The 18,403-nt window shown below is 72.7% G+C and carries 18 protein-coding genes; 10 read left to right on the top strand and 8 right to left on the bottom strand.

Going from position 1 to position 18,403, the window contains the following annotated elements; translation table 11 throughout:
* Positions 1–21 precede the first annotated feature (21 nt).
* Positions 22–1,239, bottom strand: a complete 1,218-nt coding sequence (locus tag I3F54_RS02050) for an ABC transporter substrate-binding protein (RefSeq protein ID WP_240116796.1) — start codon at positions 1,237–1,239, stop codon at positions 22–24.
* 191 nt (positions 1,240–1,430) lie between these two features.
* Here I3F54_RS02050 and I3F54_RS02045 point away from each other — a divergent pair, with 191 nt between their 5' ends.
* From I3F54_RS02045 to I3F54_RS02035, 3 genes are all read left to right on the top strand, one after another.
* Positions 1,431–2,375: an ROK family protein gene (locus I3F54_RS02045; protein WP_240116795.1), complete on the top strand. Its 945-nt coding sequence runs from the start codon at positions 1,431–1,433 to the stop codon at positions 2,373–2,375.
* Entirely contained in the window at positions 2,375–3,586 is a 1,212-nt protein-coding gene (nagA, locus tag I3F54_RS02040) for an N-acetylglucosamine-6-phosphate deacetylase (RefSeq protein ID WP_240116794.1), read from the top strand. Before I3F54_RS02045 ends, nagA begins: the two co-directional genes overlap by 1 nt.
* Positions 3,587–3,708: 122 nt before the next feature.
* The gene (locus tag I3F54_RS02035) at positions 3,709–4,638 is read left to right on the top strand and encodes a 1-phosphofructokinase family hexose kinase (RefSeq protein WP_240116793.1); all 930 of its coding nucleotides are present in this window, start codon (positions 3,709–3,711) and stop codon (positions 4,636–4,638) included.
* 4 nt (positions 4,639–4,642) lie between these two features.
* On the opposite strand, the gene I3F54_RS02030 is transcribed toward I3F54_RS02035, so the two are convergent.
* On the bottom strand, positions 4,643–5,611 hold the full coding sequence (locus I3F54_RS02030; protein ID WP_240116792.1) for a carbohydrate-binding protein: 969 nt from the start codon (positions 5,609–5,611) through the stop codon (positions 4,643–4,645).
* A 130-nt stretch (positions 5,612–5,741) separates the two neighbouring features.
* Positions 5,742–7,448: a diguanylate cyclase CdgB gene (gene cdgB, locus I3F54_RS02025; RefSeq protein WP_240116791.1), complete on the bottom strand. Its 1,707-nt coding sequence runs from the start codon at positions 7,446–7,448 to the stop codon at positions 5,742–5,744.
* A gap of 433 nt (positions 7,449–7,881) precedes the next feature.
* Between cdgB and I3F54_RS02020 the strand changes: the two genes are divergently transcribed.
* On the top strand, positions 7,882–8,445 hold the full coding sequence (locus tag I3F54_RS02020; RefSeq protein WP_240117054.1) for a flavin reductase family protein: 564 nt from the start codon (positions 7,882–7,884) through the stop codon (positions 8,443–8,445).
* Between the two features lie 61 nt (positions 8,446–8,506).
* Here I3F54_RS02020 and I3F54_RS02015 read toward each other — a convergent pair whose 3' ends face one another.
* Positions 8,507–9,421 carry a sigma-70 family RNA polymerase sigma factor gene (locus I3F54_RS02015; protein WP_240116790.1) on the bottom strand — a complete coding sequence of 305 codons (915 nt, stop codon included), beginning with the start codon at positions 9,419–9,421 and terminating at the stop codon, positions 8,507–8,509.
* A gap of 100 nt (positions 9,422–9,521) precedes the next feature.
* Positions 9,522–9,959: an alternative ribosome rescue aminoacyl-tRNA hydrolase ArfB gene (gene arfB, locus I3F54_RS02010; protein ID WP_240116789.1), complete on the bottom strand. Its 438-nt coding sequence runs from the start codon at positions 9,957–9,959 to the stop codon at positions 9,522–9,524.
* 233 nt (positions 9,960–10,192) lie between these two features.
* On the opposite strand from arfB, the gene I3F54_RS02005 reads away from it, so the two are divergent.
* From I3F54_RS02005 to I3F54_RS01995, 3 genes are all read left to right on the top strand, one after another.
* A complete protein-coding gene (locus tag I3F54_RS02005; RefSeq protein WP_240116788.1) occupies positions 10,193–10,768 on the top strand; it encodes a TerD family protein in 576 nt (191 codons plus the stop codon).
* A gap of 336 nt (positions 10,769–11,104) precedes the next feature.
* A complete protein-coding gene (locus I3F54_RS02000; protein WP_240116787.1) occupies positions 11,105–11,536 on the top strand; it encodes an NUDIX domain-containing protein in 432 nt (143 codons plus the stop codon).
* Positions 11,537–11,825: 289 nt separating this feature from the next.
* Positions 11,826–13,394: a M4 family metallopeptidase gene (locus tag I3F54_RS01995; protein WP_240117053.1), complete on the top strand. Its 1,569-nt coding sequence runs from the start codon at positions 11,826–11,828 to the stop codon at positions 13,392–13,394.
* Between the two features lie 87 nt (positions 13,395–13,481).
* Here I3F54_RS01995 and I3F54_RS01990 read toward each other — a convergent pair whose 3' ends face one another.
* Positions 13,482–14,918 (bottom strand): M1 family metallopeptidase, encoded by a 1,437-nt coding sequence (locus I3F54_RS01990; RefSeq protein ID WP_240117052.1) that lies wholly within the window; start codon positions 14,916–14,918, stop codon positions 13,482–13,484.
* A gap of 7 nt (positions 14,919–14,925) precedes the next feature.
* Between I3F54_RS01990 and I3F54_RS01985 the strand changes: the two genes are divergently transcribed.
* A complete protein-coding gene (locus I3F54_RS01985; protein ID WP_240116786.1) occupies positions 14,926–15,426 on the top strand; it encodes a hypothetical protein in 501 nt (166 codons plus the stop codon).
* A 90-nt stretch (positions 15,427–15,516) separates the two neighbouring features.
* Here I3F54_RS01985 and I3F54_RS01980 read toward each other — a convergent pair whose 3' ends face one another.
* Positions 15,517–16,191, bottom strand: a complete 675-nt coding sequence (locus I3F54_RS01980) for a pentapeptide repeat-containing protein (RefSeq protein WP_240116785.1) — start codon at positions 16,189–16,191, stop codon at positions 15,517–15,519.
* A gap of 262 nt (positions 16,192–16,453) precedes the next feature.
* Complete coding sequence (locus tag I3F54_RS01975; protein ID WP_308373017.1) at positions 16,454–17,104, bottom strand: rhomboid-like protein; 651 nt, start codon at positions 17,102–17,104, stop codon at positions 16,454–16,456.
* 126 nt (positions 17,105–17,230) lie between these two features.
* Between I3F54_RS01975 and I3F54_RS01970 the strand changes: the two genes are divergently transcribed.
* Positions 17,231–17,470 (top strand): hypothetical protein, encoded by a 240-nt coding sequence (locus I3F54_RS01970; RefSeq protein ID WP_240116784.1) that lies wholly within the window; start codon positions 17,231–17,233, stop codon positions 17,468–17,470.
* Positions 17,471–17,764: 294 nt separating this feature from the next.
* On the top strand, positions 17,765–18,061 hold the full coding sequence (locus I3F54_RS01965; protein WP_240116783.1) for a DUF3303 family protein: 297 nt from the start codon (positions 17,765–17,767) through the stop codon (positions 18,059–18,061).
* The last annotated feature ends 342 nt before the right edge of the window (positions 18,062–18,403 follow it).

Genomic DNA, 18,403 nt, shown 5'->3' with positions numbered 1-18,403 from the left:
GCTGACAGCCGTCGCGCGCCCCTACTCCGCGCTCTGTGCCGCCGTCGCCGAGGCCTGGAGCCGGTGCAGCACGGCGGAGGGGCTCGCGCCGGAGGACACCGCGGAGCCGATCTGCTTCTTGATGTCGGCGCTCACCGACGCCCACGAGGTCTTGCCCACGGGGTAGAGCTCGGACACGGGCAGCTGCTCCAGGAACGGCTCCAGGTCCCGGTCGGCCGGGGTCGACGTCATCACCGAGGACGCGGAGGTGGTGACGGGCAGCAGGTCGTACTCGCGGGAGAAGGCGAGGACGTTCTTGTCGTTGTAGACGAAGTCCAGGAAGGCGCCGACCTGTTCGCGGTGCCGGTTCTGCTTGAAGGCCGTCATCCAGTCGGCGACGCCCATCACCGACCGGCTGGGCCCGTTCACACCCGGCATCGGCACCATGCCGAACTTCACGCCCTTCTTCTCGGCCATCTTCATCAGCGAGGGATGGCCGTTGAGCATGCCCACGTCACCGTCGGCGAAGGCGGCGAAGGCGTCGGCGCGGTTGAGGCTGCCGGGGGCGACCGGGCCGGTCAGGTCCTTGCCGACCAGTTCGTTCTTCAGCCAGGTGAACGTCTCGACGTTCTGCTGGGTGTCGATGTTGTACGAGCCGATGGTGTCGGTGTAGCCACCACCGCCGCTGAGGAGCCACTGCATCGTCTCGGCCTGCGCCTCCTCCGGGCCGAGCGGCAGCGCGTACGGGTACTTCACACCGTCCGCCTTCAGCGCGGCCGCGGCGTCGGCCAGCTCGGTCCAGGTGGTGGGCGGGGTGAGGCCGGCCTTCCCGAACAGGTCCTTGTTGTAGAACAGCAGCCGCGTCGACGCGGCGAACGGCATGCCGTACTGCTGTCCGTGCACCTGCCCCGCCTCCACGAGCTGGGAGGCGAAGTCGGCCTGGGTGGGGATGGAGAGCACCTGTTCGGCCGGGTAGAGCAGCCCCTTGTCCGCGTAGTCGGCGTACGCGCCGATCTGCGCCATGTCGGGGGCGTGGCCGGCGTCGACCATCTCCTTGACCTTGCGGTCGACGTCGTTCCAGGAGTAGACGCCGACCTCGATCCGTACCCCGGGGTGTTCGGCCTCGTACGCCGCGACGAGGTCGTCCCAGTACTTCCGGGTGGTGTTGGACTTGCTGTCGCCGTAGTCGGCGGCGACCAGTTTCAGGGTCACGTCCCCGGAGCCGCCGGTGAGGCCGCAGCCGCCCAGGAGCACCGTCATGCCCAGCGCGGACCCCGCCGCGATCGCCGTCGTCCTTCGGCGCTGCCGCCGCCGCACTGTCCTGTTTCCCAACGCTCGCCGCCCCATGGCCCGCCGTTCAGCTTCCGCTCAACAATTCCGATTAACGGATTATGGTCTACACCATGCAAGTGGACTAGACCTCTTGCGGGTCCTCGGTCCACACTGTCCCCGTGAGACATGTCATCGCGCTGGATGTGGGCGGCACCGGGATGAAGGCCGCCCTGGTCGGGGCGGACGGCGAGCTGCTGCACGAGGCCCGCCGGCCGACCGGACGCGACCGCGGACCGGACGCGGTGGTCGACGCCGTCCTCGGCTTCGCCACCGAACTGCGCACCCTGGGCGAGCGGCGGTTCGGCGAGCCCGCGAGCGCGGCCGGCGTCGCCGTGCCCGGCATCGTCGACGAACGGCACGGCATCGCCGCGTACTCGGCCAACCTCGGCTGGCGCGACGTGCCACTGCGCGTCCTGCTGGCGAAGCGGCTCGGCGGCATCCCGGTCGCCCTGGGCCACGACGTGCGCGCGGGCGGACTCGCCGAGGGCCGCATCGGTGCGGGCCGAGGCGCCGACCGCTTCCTCTTCGTCCCCCTCGGCACCGGCATCGCGGGCGCGATCGGCATCGACGGCCGGGTGGAGGCCGGTGCCCACGGCTTCGCTGGCGAGATCGGCCACGTCGTCGTACGCCCCGGTGGCGCCCCGTGCCCGTGCGGGCAGCACGGCTGCCTGGAGCGGTACGCCTCGGCGGCGGCCGTCAGCGAGGCCTGGGCGACAGCCGTCGGCGACCCGGGGGCGGACGCCGCCCACTGCGCGAAGGCCGTCGCGTCCGGTGACCCGAACGCCGTCCGGATCTGGCAGGAGGCCGTGGACGCCCTCGCCGACGGCCTGGTCACCGCACTCACCCTGCTGGACCCCGGCATGATCGTCATCGGTGGCGGACTCGCCGAGGCCGGGGAAACCTTGTTCACACCGCTGCGGGACGCCGTCCGGCGGCGGGTCACCTTCCAGAAGCTGCCGCCCGTCGTCCCGGCGGCCCTCGGGGACACGGCCGGATGCCTGGGTGCGGGCCTTCTGGCCTGGGATCTCCTCGACACCACCGACCGCAAGGAGGAAACGGCCTGATGGCAACCGCCCCAGGGGCGCGGGCAACTGCGCGAGAGACCACCGGTGTCCCGCAGCCCGCAGCGGACAGCACCCCCCTGATCCTGTCCGGCGCGAACGTCGTCCTGCCCAGCGGCACCGTCACCGCCGGCCGGGTGGTCGTGGACGGCGCCCGCATCGCCGCCGCCGCCCCGGGCAACGCCCGCCTCCTCGACGTACGGGACCACTGGATCGTCCCGGGCTTCGTCGACCTGCACAACCACGGCGGCGGTGGCGCCTCCTTCACGTCGGGCACCGTCGAGGAGGTCCTCGCCGGCATCGAGACCCACCGCCGGCACGGCACCACCACTCTGGTCGCCTCCACCGTCACCGGCGACATGGACTTCCTCACCCACCGCGCCGGGCTGCTGAGCGAGCTGGCCGAGCAGGGCGACATCGCGGGCATCCACTTCGAGGGACCGTTCATCTCGCCGTGCCGCAAGGGCGCGCACTCCGAGGAACTGCTGCGCGACCCGGACCCGGCCGAGGTGCGCAAGCTGATCGACGCGGCGCGCGGGCAGGCGCGGATGGTCACCCTCGCCACCGAACTGCCGGGCGGCACCGACTCCGTGCGGCTCCTCGCCGAGCACGGCGTGATCGCCGCGATCGGGCACACCGACGCCACGTACGAGCAGACCGTGGAGGCGATCGAGGCGGGCGCCACGGTCGCCACCCACCTGTTCAACGCGATGCCGGCGCTCGGCCACCGCGCCCCCGGCCCGATCGCGGCACTGCTCCAGGACGAGCGGGTCACCGTCGAGCTGATCAACGACGGCGTCCATCTGCACCCGGCCGCACTGGAACTGGCGTTCCGCCACAAGGGCGCGCAGCGGGTGGCGTTCATCACCGACGCGATGGACGCGGCCGGCTTCGGCGACGGCCGCTACATGCTCGGCCCGCTGGAGGTCGAGGTCGCCGACGGCGTCGCCCGGCTGGTGGAGGGCGGCTCCATCGCAGGGTCGACGCTCACCCTGGACCGCGCCTTCAAGCGGGCGGTGACGGTCGATCGGCTGCCGGTCGGGGACGCGGTCGCGGCCCTGTCGGCCAACCCGGCCCGGTTGCTCGGCCTGTCCGACCGCGTCGGCTCCCTGGAGCCCGGCAGGGACGCCGACCTGGTCCTGCTGGACCGCGCCTTCGACGTGCGGGGCGTGATGCGGCGCGGAGTCTGGGTGGTTGCCCCCGAACTGGGCTGATTCATCCGCCCGTCGGGAGACGGTGGCCGACCCGGGGGCTGGGCCGACCGCCGTCTCTTTGGCATGATCGGGTCCGGCGGAAGCCACGCCAGCACGCGCATTCCCGGGGGAGGTCGGCCCAGGTGATCCTCACGGTCACGCTGAACACCGCTCTCGACATCACCTATCGGGTGCGGTCCCTGCGCCCGCACGCCTCCCACCGGGTCTCCGAGGTCACGGAGCGGCCGGGCGGCAAGGGCCTCAACGTGGCGCGGGTGCTGTCCGCCCTGGGCCACGAGGTGACGGTCACCGGCTTCATCGGCGGCACCACCGGGCGGGTCGTCCAGGAGCAGCTCACGGCGGCGCCCGGGATCGTCGACGCCCTGGTGCCGGTCGCGGGCGTGACGCGCCGCACGATAGCCGTCGTGGACGAGCGGTCCGGCGACACCACCCAGCTCAACGAGCCCGGTCCGGCGATCACCCCGGGCGAGTGGTCCGCCTTCCAGGAGGTCTACGAGGAGCTGCTGGCACCGGCCGCCGCGGTGGCCCTGTGCGGCAGCCTGCCGCCGGGCGTGCCGGTCGGCGCGTACGCGGGCCTGGTCCGCACGGCCCGGGCCGCGGGCGTCCCCGTCCTGCTGGACACCGGCGGGGAGCCGCTGCGCCGCGCGGTGGCGGCCCGGCCGGACCTGATCAAGCCGAACGCCGAGGAGCTGGCCGAGCTGACCGGCTCCCACGAGCCCGTCCGCGCCACGCGGGACGCCCGCCGCCGCGGCGCCCGCACGGTGGTCGCCTCGCTCGGCGCCGAGGGCCTCCTGGCGGCCACGCCGGAGGGGCACTGGCACGCTGTCCCGCCGGCCCGGCTGCGCGGCAACCCGACCGGCGCGGGCGACTCCGCGGTCGCGGGCCTGCTGTCGGGCCTGGTCGAGCACCTTCCGTGGCCGGACCGCCTGGCCCGCGCCGTCGCCCTGTCGGCGGCGACGGTGGCGGCCCCGGCGGCCGGCGAGTTCGATCGCGGCACGTACGACCGGCTGCTGGGGCAGGTCGCGGTGACGGCGGAGGCCAGCGCGGCCTGAGGCGCTACCTCGTCACCTGGCCCGACTTCAGCCAGAACTGGTCCAGGAGCACGTTGCACTTGTCGCCGTCCGCGCAGGAGAGCGAGATCGTGTTGGTGCCCTTGGCCAGCGTCGGCCAGGCGTAGGTCTGCGTCCAGCCCTTGGCGAAGTCGCCGTCGGCGGCGTGCGTGAAGTTGCCCAGGTTCAGCTTGCTGCCGAACTCCTTGCCGTTGACGGTGAGCGTCATCGACTGGTCCTCGCCCGTCGCGCTGAAGCGCGCGAAGAGGGTGTAGACGCCGTCCTGGGGGATGCCGTTCACCGTCCAGGTCACCGAGGAGCCGACCTGGTCGAGGTTGCCGACGTAGATGCCGCCGTCGGACTGGGCGCCCTGGACGTCGGAGGCCAGCGCGGCGCTGCCGCCGAGGCGGAGCGCCTTGGCGGCGATGGTCGGCAGCGGGGCATCCGGCTCAGCGCTGCTGCTCGCCGACGGGCTGGAGTCGCTGGTCTGCGCCTGGGACTGGGTCGGGGCGGCCTGGGCGCCGCCCGGGTTCCCGCCGGAGTCGCCGTTCATCATGGCGACGCTGATGCCGATCACGACCGCCGCGACCACCGCCACCGCGCCGATCAGCAGGCCCTTGGTGTTGGGGCCACGGTCCCGGCCGGAGCCGCCGGGGTGCCCGCTCTGCTGCTGCGGGCCGGAGGGGGCGCCGCCGGGAAACGTCTCGGGGGCGGCGTAGTGCGGGTGGGGCCGGCCGTAGCCGCCCTGCTGCGGTGGTACCTGGCCGTGCGGAGGAGCCGGCTGCTGGCCGGGCGGGGCGGACGGCGGCTGCTGGCCGTACTGCCGCTCCCCGACCGTGCGCACCCTGCTGACCGCGTTGGGGTAGCCGTAACCGCTGGAGGGCGGCTGGGCGCCCTTGGCCTGGCCGTCGGCGTAGAGGTAACCGAACGGGTCGTCGTCCTCGGGCGTGCCAGAGCCGTTGTTACCGGGCGTCATCCCTTCGTACTCCTCAACAGGTGCGGGGCGGATGCGGTCGTGCGTCGATAGGTGTGGCAGAGGGCGAGCCTACCCGCTTCTGTGGGCCCGATCGGGTGACCCGGACCGCATCAACTCGCTGACCTGGGCACTATCCCGCACGTCTGTGTTGTTTGGGACGAGATCGTTTCTCGACGTACATGCGTTCGTCGGCAGACTTGAGCACTTCGTCCGCCGTCATGCCGCAGTGGGCCCATCCGATGCCGAAGCTGGCGCCCACGCGCACGGCCCTGCCCTCGGCGCGGATCGGCTGGATGATCTCGCTGCGCAGCCGTACGGCGAGGTCCTGGGCATCGGCCCGGCCGAGCCCGTCGGCAAGGATGACGAACTCGTCACCGCCGAGCCGGGCGACCGTGTCGCCGTCGCGGACCCCGCGCGAGAGGCGGCGCGCGACCTCGATGAGGACCGCGTCGCCCGCGTTGTGCCCGAACCGGTCGTTGATCGACTTGAAGCCGTCGAGGTCGCAGAAGAGCACCGCGAGCCCCTTGGTCCCGTCATCCCGTTCACCCTCGGGGGCGACGGTGTGCACGTGGTGGTCGTAGGCGTCGTAGGGCTCCGCGCCGGGCCGGAGGTCGAAGCCGTGGCCGCCGGTGTCGTAGGCGGCCGGGTGCGTGTGGGCGGCGTCCTGGAACTCGTACGCCTCCTGGGCCTCGAAGGGCTCGTACGCCTCGTAGGCGTCCACGGCGGCCGGGTGCGCGGTCTGGGGCCGGCGGCACAGGCGGGCGGCGAGGCGGGAGCGCAGCTCGGCGGAGTTCGGCAGACCGGTGAGCGAGTCGTGGGAGGCGCGGTGGGCGAGCTGGAGCTCGCGGCGCTTGCGCTCCTCGATGTCCTCGACGTGGGTGAGGAGGAAGCGGGGGCCGTCGGCGGTGTCGGCGACCACGGAGTTCCGCAGGCTCACCCAGACGTACGTCCCGTCCCGGCGTCCCAGCCTCAGCTCCGCCCGGCCGCCCTCGGCGGAGGTGCGCAGCAGGGTGCCTATGTCCTCGGGGTGGACGAGGTCGGAGAAGGAGTAGCGGCGCATCGCGGAGGAGGGGCGTCCGAGCAGCCGGCACAGGGCGTCGTTGGTGCGCAGGATCCGCCCGTGCTGCTCGCCTCCCATCTCGGCGATGGCCATACCGGAGGGGGCGTACTCGAAGGCCTGCCGGAAGCTCTCCTCGCTGGCCCGCAGCGCCTGCTGCTCGCGCTCCAGGCGGACCAGGGCCCGCTGCATGTTGCTGCGCAGCCGGGCGTTGCTGACGGCGATGGCGGCCTGGAAGGCGTACATCTGGAGGGCCTCGCGACCCCAGGCACCGGGCAGGCGGCCGTTGCGCGGCCGGTCCACGGACAGGACGCCGACCAGCTCGCCGTGCGGGTTGCCCTGCCCACCGGGGGCGTACATGGGGGCGAAGAGGCGGTCGGAGGGGTGCCACTCGTCCTCGAAGCGGGGGGCGGGGCCGTCGGTGTACCACTGCGGTACGTCGTCGTCGTCGAGGACCCAGCCCTCGGTGTGGGGGATGAACACCAGGTCGCCCCAGGTCTCGCCCATGCTCAGCCGGCGCTCCCAGGACGCGCGGGATCCGACCCGGCCGGTGATGAGGGCCTCGGCGGCGGCGTTCCCGGCGAAGGCGGCGACGACGAGGTCGCCGTCCGGCCGTACGAGGTTCACGCACGCCAGCTCGTAACCGAGGGCGGTGACGACGCCGTCCGCGACGGTCTGCAGTGTGTCGGCCAGGCTGCGTGCGGTGTTCATGTCCGCCATGGCCTGGTGCAGCTGCCGCAGGGACGCAAGACGGACGTAGGGCTCCGACTCGGTCTCCATGCTCGCCCTCCCCCCGAGACCTCGCAGCGATTCAAAGGGTCATGTATCGGCGTACTGTCCTCGAAGTGTGATTACGGCGTCTCAGCCACTGAATCACAGCGCGCTGCCCACTCGGTACACAGGGTCAACAATTAATGGCACTTGTGACTCAAGTCACAGTAAAAGGTGAACAATTGAGTGCAGTTTCTGTGTTTCTCCCGTGCGCCAATTGAACACGCCCTTCGCGAGTATGCGGTACGCGGCGGACTTTCGGGGACGCCTGTTCCGCCGGGAGTCCTAGGTCCCGTCTCGGGCCGGGGACCGATGTGTGTGCCGTGCGGCGGAGACTAGCGTTTCCGGCGTGCTGAAAACTCCCCCCGCCCTCTCGTCCCCCTCCCGCTCCGCAGCGTCCTCCCCCTCCCGCCCCGCCGCGTACTCCCCCTCCCGCCCCGCCCTGTCGTCCCCCTCCCTTTCCGCACCCGCGGGGCATGCTGAGGGCGTGACCGCCGACGAGTTCCGTGCCGCCCTGTCCCGGCTGGCCGCCGGCGTGGTCCTGGTGACCGCGCAGGAGCCGCCGCTCGACCCCGACGACCCGAACGCCCCGCTGGGCGAGGACGTCGGCATGACGGCCACCGGATTCATGTCGGTCTCCCTGGACCCGCCGCTCGTCCTGGTCAGCCTGCGTACCGGCGCCCGCATGGACGACCTGCTCGCCGAGCAGCCCCTGTGGGCGGTCTCCGTCCTCTCCGAGAGCCAGCGCCACATCGCGGGCCGCTTCGCCATGAAGGGCCGCGTCAGCGACCGCCTCCTGTTCGAGGACATCCCCTACGTCCGCGGCGAGGCCGTCGGCGCCCCCCTGGTCGGCGGCGCGCTGGCCACCCTGGAGTGCCGCACCGAGCAGCGCGTACCGGCCGGCGACCACACCCTGGTGGTCGGACGGGTCCTGACGGCGGGGGTGCCCAGCGCGGACGGCGGACCCCTGACCTACTTCCGGGGGCGGTACCGGCAGCTGAGGTGAACCGGCGGGCGGGAACGGCACGGACCCGCTCCGGCCCGTCACCGCACCGCTCCGGGCCGTCCTACGCCTCGTCCGGGCCGTCCTGCACCCGCCCCGGCCCCGTCCCGAAGGCGTCCGGGACGGGGTGGATCCCGATGCGCGCCAGCCGCTGCGGGTCGAGCACGACCTCGATGACCGCGATGCGGTCGCGGACGAAGGTGAAGGCCAGAGCGCGTTCGGGCCGCCCGCCGGCCGGGACGACGAGGCCGGGGCAGCCGTCGACCAGCGCCGGCCGCGCGACCCCGGCGAGCCGGGCGTACGTCATGGCGCCGGCGGCCACCGCCGCCGCTCCCGCGTTCACCCCGGCCTCGGTACGGGCCACCACGTCCGGGTCGAGCACCCGCAGCAGCCCTTCGAAGTCGCCGTCCCGCGCGGCCGTCAGGAAGGCCTCCACGATCCGCCACCGCCGGGCGGGGTCGGCCTGCGGCTCCGGGGCGCCCTGCACCCGTCGACGGGCCCGGCTCGCCAGCTGCCGGGCCGCCGCGGGGCTGCGGCCGAGGATCGCCGAGACCTCCTCGTACGGCACGGCGAACAGGTCGTGCAGCACGAACGCGAGCCGCTCGGCGGGGGTGAGCGTGTCCAGGACCACGAGGAGGGCGGCGCCTACCGAGTCGGCGAGCAGCGCGTCCTGCTCGGGACCGGTGCCGGCCTCGGCGAGAGGCGCCGCGAGGGTGGAGTCGAGCGGCTCCTCGGCCCGCGAGCCGCGCGAGCGCAGCATGTCCAGGCAGACCCTGCCGACCACGGTCGTCAGCCAGCCGCCGAGGTTGTCGATACGCCCGGCGTCGGAGCGCCCGAGCCGGATCCACGCCTCCTGCACGGCGTCCTCGGCTTCCGCGGCCGAGCCGAGCATCCGGTGGGCGACGGCCCGCAGCCGGTCGCGGTGCTCCTCGAACCGCCGAACCAGAAGCTCGTTCCCGTCCTCTGCGTGCCCGGTCATCCGTCCTCAGCCCTTCGTCGGTCCTTGTCGGTGCGATCCCTCACCGACAAGACGGACGCGGGACGGGGAATGTGACAGGGGGCGCCCCGTCCCCGGTGACTCAGCCCCAGTCCCGCCCGGACCGGCCCCGCTTCACGTCGGCGCGCTGCTTCTTCTCCCGCAGCCGCCGCTCGTTGATCCCACGGGGGATGCGGGTGGGCCGACGCGGCTTGGGCGGCGGCGCCGTCGCCTCGGCCAGCAGTGCGGCCAGGCGCACGGCGGCGGCCTCCCGGTTGCGCCACTGGGAACGGTGCTCCGAGGCCCGCACCGAGACGACCCCGTCGACCAGGCGCGGGGCGAGCCGCTGGAGGGCGCGCTGCTTCCACACCTCGGGCAGGGACCCGGTGCCGCCCAGGTCGAACCGGAGTTCCACCTGCGAGTCGGTGGTGTTGACGTGTTGTCCGCCGGGCCCCGAGGATCGCGAGAAGCGCCACATCAGCTCGGCCTCGGGGAGCGCGACGGAGCCGCGGATGACATAGGGACCGGACATGCCGTCCATGGTCGCGCCCCGATCCGGTCCGCGTCACCCCGATATCGGCGGCGGGCCCCCGGGTGCGGTGGGTGCGGCGGTGCCGCGGGGCCCGCGGACGCGGCCGGAGCGCAGCGCGAGCGGGCCCGCACCACCCGGAAGGTAAAGAAAGTAAAGCCGCACGGAACCTGCGGCACCCCTCTCGGCGTTCTTACCGGTAGCTGTAGCTTCATGCCGTACGCATTCAAGGGAAAGGACTCCCCATGGCTGTAAGCCTGTCCAAGGGTGGCAACGTCTCGCTCACCAAGGAGGCTCCGGGCCTGACCGCCGTCACCGTGGGCCTCGGCTGGGACGTCCGCACCACGACCGGCACCGACTTCGACCTCGACGCCTCCGCGATCGCGGTGAACGGGCAGGGCAGGGTCTACTCCGACCAGCACTTCGTCTTCTTCAACAACAAGCAGACCCCGGACAACTCGATCGTCCACACCGGCGACAACCGCACGGGCGAGGGCGCCGGCGACGACGAGGCGATCAACGTCGACCTGGCCGCCCTGCCGGCCGACATCGACAAGGTCGTCTTCCCGGTCTCCATCTACGACGCCGAGAACCGCGGCCAGAACTTCGGCCAGGTCCGCAACGCCTACATCCGGATCGTCAACCAGGCCGGCGGTGCCGAGATCGCGCGCTACGACCTCTCCGAGGACGCCGCGACCGAGACCGCCATGGTCTTCGGCGAGCTCTACCGCAACGGCGCGGAGTGGAAGTTCCGCGCCGTCGGCCAGGGCTACGCCTCGGGCCTGGTGGGCATCGCCCAGGACTTCGGCGTCAACGTCTGAGGACGTCGGCGGTAGAGCCCCCGGCCGGACATCAGCCGGGGGCTCCGCGGTCCCCCGGGTCACCGTGCCCGTGTGATCCTCGAACACCCCTCCGTCCCGCTCCCACCTCTTCCGCGCCGCCGGGCGGACCGGCGTGCGACCGACCGTCCCGGAGAACACCCCCCCGGCCCCGGCCTTCCGGACGGCCAGGCCACACGGGGTGAGGCGGTCACCGCCGGACCGGCAGCCGGGCCGTCCCCGCGCGGTGCCGCGCAAGGCGGTGCCGCCCCTGCGCGGCACCGCGCCGCGCCGCCCGCGTCGCCGTGGCCGATCCCGGTACTCCGCCCCGACGGGGCCGTGTTCGTCCTCCGCTACGACAACGTCGGGGCCGGCGACCACCGGGCGCTGCCCGGCGGCGGCCCGGGGGCCGGCGGGAGCCCGCGCGCGGACGCGCTGCGCGAGCTCCGGGAGGCGACCGGCTGGACGGACCTGGAGCCCGGCCCACTGCTGTGCACCCGGGAACACGCCTTCACCCACAGCTACTTCACCCACAGCGGCGTTCCCGCCCGTCGGCACGAGCACCCGTACATCACCCGCGGCCCGCGCCGCGAACCCGCCGGCCCCCAGCCGACCGCCGCGCACGCCGCCGGCGGGATCCCCGCCTGGCGCCGATGGTCCCGCGAGGAACTCCCGCCGTTCCCGGACCGGTTCGGCTGCCGGACCTGGCGCGGCTGCTCGGCGAAAGCGCGCATTTCTGACCGCACGGGCGGATCCGCTATTCGGGTGTGACATTCGACGGCCCAACTCCGCTGAATTGAAAGAAAGTTGACGAGCCCTTCAGTCGTCCGAATACCGGATCCGCAGCACCGCCATTCGGAAACGAACACGTAAAATCTTGACTGCCCTCTGTCAAATGAACGGAGCAGGTGCCACTCTCTCCTCACTCGCCGCTAACTCTGTGCCCCACCTGAGCCTCAACCACGAGGCCAGCGACCTAGGAGACCGAGTGAGACAGCAGTCCCCCCGCATCGCCCGTACCACCACGCTCCGCGCCGCCGCCCTGATCGGCTCGGCGGCGATGGTGGTCCTCGCCCTGCAGAACGGCGCCGCCACCGCGGCTCCCGGGCAGCGCACCCCCTCCACCCCCCTCAGCCTCTCCCCCTCCGCCCGAGCAGCCGCACTCCAGTCCGCCCAGGACGCCGCCGGCGCCACCGCCCGCCAGCTGGGACTCGGCAGCCAGGAGAAGCTCGCCGTCCGGGACGTCGTCAAGGACGCCGACGGCACCGTCCACACCCGCTACGAGCGCACCTACGCCGGGCTCCCCGTCCTCGGCGGCGACCTGGTCACCCACTCCAAGGGCGGCAGGCTCAAGAGCACCAGCAAGGCCACCACGGTCCGGATCTCCGTGCCGTCGACCAACGCGGCGATACCGGTCACCGCCGCCAAGTCCGGCGCGCTGAAGGCCGCCGCCGCCGACCACGGCGCCGCCGCCAGGGCCACCGCGTCCAGCGCCCGCAAGGTCGTCTGGGCCGCCGGCACCAAGCCCGTCCTCGCCTACGAGACCGTGGTCAAGGGCTTCCAGCACGACGGCACCCCGAGCGAGGTGCACGTCATCACCGACGCCACCAGCGGCAAGGAGCTGTACTCCTACGAGGCCGTCGAGACGGGCATCGGCACCAGCGAGTACAGCGGCACCGTCACCCTGGGCACCACCGCCTCCGCCTCCGGCGGCTACGACCTCATCGACGGCGGTCGCGGCGGGCACACGACGTACGACCTCAACGGCGGCACGAGCGGCACCGGCACCCTCTTCCACGACGCCGACGACAAGTGGGGCGACGGCACCGTCTCCAACCGCCAGACCGCTGCCGTGGACGCCGCCTACGGCGCCCAGGTCACCTGGGACTTCTACAAGAACGCCTTCAACCGCACCGGCATCCGCGGCGACGGCAAGGCCGCCTACTCCCGCGTCCACTACGGCAACGCCTACGTCAACGCCTTCTGGTCGGACTCGTGCTTCTGCATGACCTACGGCGACGGCGTGAACAACACCCAGCCGCTGACCTCGCTCGACGTGGCCGGCCACGAGATGAGCCACGGCCTGACCGCCGCCACCGCCGGCCTCAACTACCGCCGCGAGTCCGGCGGTCTGAACGAGGCCACCTCCGACATCCTCGGCACCTCGGTGGAGTTCTACGCCAACAACTCCACCGACGTCGGTGACTACCTCATCGGCGAGAAGATCGACATCAACGGCGACGGCACCCCGCTGCGCTACATGGACAAGCCCAGCAAGGACGGCGGCTCCGCCGACTACTGGTCCAGGCGCGTCGGCCGCCTCGACGTCCACTACTCGTCCGGCGTCGCCAACCACTTCTTCTACCTGCTGTCCGAGGGCAGCGGCGCGAAGACCATCAACGGCGTCAGCTACGACTCGCCCACCTACGACGGCTCCACCGTCACCGGCATCGGCCGGGACAAGGCCGTCCAGATCTGGTACCGGGCCCTGACCACGTACTTCACCTCCACGACCGACTACGCGGACGCCCGCGTCGCCACCCTGCAGGCCGCCGCCGACCTCTACGGGTCGGGCGGCGCGGAGTACGCGGCGGTCGCGGCGGCCTGGACGGCGGTCAACGTCAACTAGTGCCGTTGCCGCTCGCGGCACTAGCGCCGCGAGCGGACTCCGGCCGGCGGGCTCGGCTCCCGCCGTGAGGCCGCGCCGGGCCGCCCGTCACGGGCGGCCCGGCTTCCCGTCGCCGTACAGCCAGTCCTCCCAGACTCCGGCGAAGTCCTCGTCGGGCGCCTGCCGCTCCACGAACGCGGTGAAGTCGTCCGTGTCCGCGTTGCCGTGGCGGTGCGCGGTGGCCCAGCCCTGGACGATGTCGTAGAAGGCGTCGTCGCCGACGGTCTGCCGGATCCTGTGCAGGACCATCGCGCCGCGCTGGTAGACCGGGGAGTCGGAGATGTGCGCGGCGCTGCTCGGCTCGGCGGGCGGGAAGTCCCACAGGTCCTCGTACTCGTCCTCGCCGTGGTCGTAGAGCTCCTCGAAGGTCTCCTGGGCGGTGTCGCCCCCGTGGTCCTCGAACCACAGCCACTCCGCGTACGTCGCGAAGGACTCGTTGAGCCACATGTCCCGCCAGCTCTTCGGTGTGACCGAGTCGCCGAACCACTGGTGGGCCAGTTCGTGCACGAGGGTGCGGATGTCGGTCGGCCCGGGGAACACGGGCCGGTTCTGGGTCTCCAGGGCGTAGCCGGCGTCGTCCTCGCGGTCGACGATCACGCCGGTGGAGGAGAACGGGTACGGACCGAGGTTCAGCTCCAGCCAGTCCATGATCTCGGGCAGCCGCCCGAGCACCTCCTCGCTGTCCGCAGCACTGACCGGGTCCACGGCGACGTACGCCGGCAGCCGCCTCCTACCCACGGTGGGCCGGGAGACGTCGAAGCGGCCGATGGCGAGCGTGGTGACGTAGCTCGCCATCGGCTCGGCGGTGTGCCAGACGAAGGTCCTCGTCCCGTCGTGGGTCGTCTCCCCGCGCAACTCCCCGTTGGAGACGGCCGTCAGCTCCTTCGGAACGGTGACGGAGATGTCGTACGACGCCTTGTCCGAGGGGTGGTGGTTGCCCGGATACCACGTCATGGACCCCGTGGGCTCCCCCAGCGCCAGCGCACCGTCGGCGGTGCGCAGCCAGCCCTCCTGCGAGCCGTCGGGGTCGGTCAGGGTGAGCGGCGTGCCGGCGCAACGGACCGTGACCCGGAAGGTCTCGCCCCGGTCGAGGTCGCGGCGGGGGCGGACGGTCAGTTCCTGCCCGGCGCGGTGGAAGCGGGCCGGGCTGCCCTCCACGGTGACCGCCTCCACCGTGAGGCCCTTCAGGTCCAGGTCGAACGCGGAGAGGTCCTCGGCCGCCTTCGCCGTGATCTCCGCCGTGCCGGTCAGGTGGTGGCGGGCGGGGTCGTAGGTGAGGTCGAGGGCGTAGTGGCCGACGTCGTAGCCACCGTTGCCCGCCTTGGGGAAGTACGGGTCGCGCACCCCCGTGCCGCCAGGGGTGCCGTGCACTCCCCCACCGCCCGGCGCACCCGTGCACGAGGTCAGGGCGAGGACGAGCAGGGCGGCGGGGACAACGGGCGCGAATCGGGACACGCCTGAGATCCTATGCGGGCATGACACCATCACCTGCGTGCTCGACATCGGCTACGCCCTCTCCACCCGCTTCCCGGACCCGCCCCAGACCGACTACCGGCGCGCGGACGTCCACGCCCTGCGCCACGACCTGTTCTGCGGGGACGTCTACCTCGCCGACACCCGGGCCGACCGCGAACTGTCCACATCCTGGGGATGGGTGCCCGTGCTGGACTTCGCCTGGGCCCTGTGCGACATCGTGGAGCGCCTCGACCGGGACCCGGCGGGCTCCCGCGCCTCCCGGCCCCAGCGCGCGGAGCTGGACTTCACCGAGTCCACCGACCGCATGCTCTTCGAGCGCCGCTTCGGCTGGGTCGACATCGAGTCCGACTGGATGCCGGCCGAGGACCCCCCGCTGACCTTCTCCCACGCCGAACTGCGCCGTGAGGCACGCGACTTCCTCCACGACCTGGTCGCCGACCTGTGCGACCTGCACGAGGAGCTCGCGGACAACCCGGCGATCTGGACCCTCCAGGCCAGGTTCCCCCGGCTGCCCTGACCCGCGCCCCGCCCGTCCCCGGGCCCCTCCCCACCCGCCCTCCTCCCAAGGAGCCGCCCGCCGTGGCCGCCCGCCCGGCCGGCCGCCCCCTCAGTCCTCCACCCTGACGCCCAGCTGCGCCGCCAGCACCGGCGCCAGGTCCAGCAGCTGAGCCGTGCTGATCACGGCACCGGCCAGCCGGTCCACGCCCCGGACGATCTCCAGCGGCGCGGCGGCCCGGAGATCCACGTCCGTCAGGACCGCCTCCCCGAAGTCCGCGCCCTTCACCGCGCAGTCGACGAACGCCACCCGCTCCAGGCGTGCCCCGGCGAAATCGGGTTCCACCAGCACGCAGGACTCGAAGACGACGTCTCTCAGGCGCGCCTTGCGCAGGTTGAGGAAGTCGATCTTGCCGCCGCGCACCAGTACCCGCTCCAGCACGGCGCCGTGCATCTGCGTCCCGCCCAGCCGGGCGTCGACCACCTCCACGTCCCGCAGCGTCGACTCGGCGAGATCCGTACCCACCCCTCGCACACCGGTCAGCACCGAGTCCAGGAGACGGGCCCGCCGCAACCGGGTCTCGTCCAGGCCGCACCCGGCCAGCCGGCAGTCCATGAACCGGGCCCCTGCACCGTCCTGACCCCCCAGATCGGCGTCCCGGAACTCCAGCCCGTCGTAGTCCCCGTCGGGCGCCAGCCCGCCCCCACCGTGCTCCTGCAACTCCGGCAGCCTCACCTCCGGCCGCCGAGCCGCCTTCACGCCCCTGCCGTTCCTCGCACCTGCCATGCCCCCATGCTGCACCCCGCCTCTGACAAGTGCGCGGACCAGGGAAGATGCCGCCACTGTCACCTTCCGGCCCGCAGATCCGCCGCACCTGCGCAGGACCCACCGCCGCTGGCCCGCCGGAACACCGCCCCGACACGCACGGCACCGGACGGAACGCGCCGCCGAAGGGCGCGGACGGCACGGACGATCCGAACGACACTCCGAAACGGACGGCACGGCACCGCTGCACGGCGCTGGCCGGGACGGTTACCCGTGCCACCCGTCACTGTCTCCTTCGGGTTTCGTGGTTCTTCCGAGGCCCCGGCACCAGGGGCCGGCACGCCAGCCCGATCAGCACGGAGACGACGTGCCCGAGATCGGTGAAGGTCGGCCGGAGCACCAGAGGAGCGCCGTACACGAGAAGCACCGCCGGCAGGTACCCGTACCGCCAGGGCGCCGGAACGCGGTACGTCAGCACCCCCACGACACCCGCCAGCGCGTAGCTGACCCCGACATCCATCGTGTCGACCGCCGTGGACGGCACGAGCCCGGCCCGGATCGCGACCAGCAGTGCCCCTTGGCTGATCAGCGTCGCCAGCACGTGCGCCGCCGCACAGACGGCGAGCCAGCGCAGCGTGCCGAGCCAGCGCTCCGCCTGCGCGTGGAAGACGCTGTACAGCACGGCGTACGGCAGCCAGCGCCCCCCGGCGATCCACATCGCGCTCGCGACGAGCACCCGCACCGGGTTGCTCGCCAGCTCCCTGAGGTTCGTCGACCGTGCCCGCAGAAACTCCCGCTCGAACTCCGGCGACATGCGGTGCAGCGCCACCGTCGTCACGAACAGGACCCCCAGCCACACGTAGGTTCCGGGAGCACTGCGGACGTACGCCCACACCCCCGCCCCCGCCCCGCGCAGCGCCCGGTTCATTCGCATGACGCGATTCACCCACGCCGCACTCCCCCACCCGGTGACCGACATCGGCCTTCGCCCTCGCGCGCAGACGGAGACATGCGCGTCGTGAGCCCGTACCCTCCCCTCGCCCTGATCGTTGCGCCGGGCATGCGAAAGATCATCACGACTGCCGTGCTGGCTCTGGCCGCCGCGGCCATGGCCGCACCTGCCCACGCCGACGACGACGGCACCTTCGGTGAGGGCGTCAACGCCGCGAACAACTGGAACTTCAGCGCAGCGCACGTCTGTGCCCAGGAACTGTCCGTCGTGCCCAGCGCGTCCGGGTGGACCGGCGATCCCCTGAACAACTGCTCGAACGGCAACGTCCTCGACGACGCCGCCCGCTGATCCGGGCGGCCCCTCGGTCCCCGGGGCTCCTTGGGGGACCGCCCTCGCGCCGCCCTCCGGCGTCGATGCCCTCCGATCGATGCCCTCCGATCGATGTCAGGCGATCGATGCCGGCGGCGGACGCCGCCCCGGCGATGCGGCCCGTCGACCCGGTCGGCCCACCCGGGCGGCACGGACGGAGGAGCAGATCTTGCCGGCCCGATCACTCGGGGAAAGCCTGGGAAGGACGTCCCCCTGTCCCAGCGAGCGCGCACCAGGCCGCGCCGGCAGCGGCGGGCGGAAGGAGGAAGTGCGATGAGGGTCATGCTCAGAGCGCGGATGGACACCCAGGTCTCGAACGAGGCGGTCAAGAACGGCACACTGCTGAAGGTCATGGAGTCGACGATGGAACGGCTCAAGCCCGAGGCGGCCTACTTCGGCCCCAGCGAGGGCGGGCGGGCGTGCACCTTCGTCTTCGACATGGCGGACAGCTCGGTCCTGCCCACCATCGCCGAGCCGCTCTTCGAGGAACTCGGCGCGGAGATCGAGATCCAGCCGGTGATGAACCGCGAGGACATGCAGAAGGGTCTCGCCGCGCTGCAGCACGGCTGACCTGTCCGGCCGCCTGGCGCCCGGTCCGCCGACCAGGCGCCGTGACACGCGCCGGAGCCCGGCTCCCCGGTCCTCGTACGGCGGCCGCGGCGCCACGCCGCTCACCGGCGGCCGATGGCGCGCCGCGCGTCGTGAGGGAGATCCCCGGCCACCGCCGGATCGGCATCGCGACGGACGTCCACACGCACGTGCCCTCCGGCCCCGGAGCGACGTCATCGGCCGCACGAACCCCCTGCTCAGGCGCCGCGCGACCCGCGAGCGACCGGCCCGGTTGCCGTCACCCCCGGATGCCGGAACGCCCCGGACGGATCACCGTCCGGGGCGTTCGTGCTGCTCGGAGGA

Origin of the sequence: Streptomyces sp. MUM 2J (genome assembly GCF_022414535.1) — a bacterium.
In the GTDB taxonomy this organism is placed as follows: Bacteria; Actinomycetota; Actinomycetes; order Streptomycetales; family Streptomycetaceae; genus Streptomyces.
The sequence above is the reverse complement of the archived record's forward strand: the minus strand, read 5'-3'. Positions and strand labels throughout refer to the sequence as shown.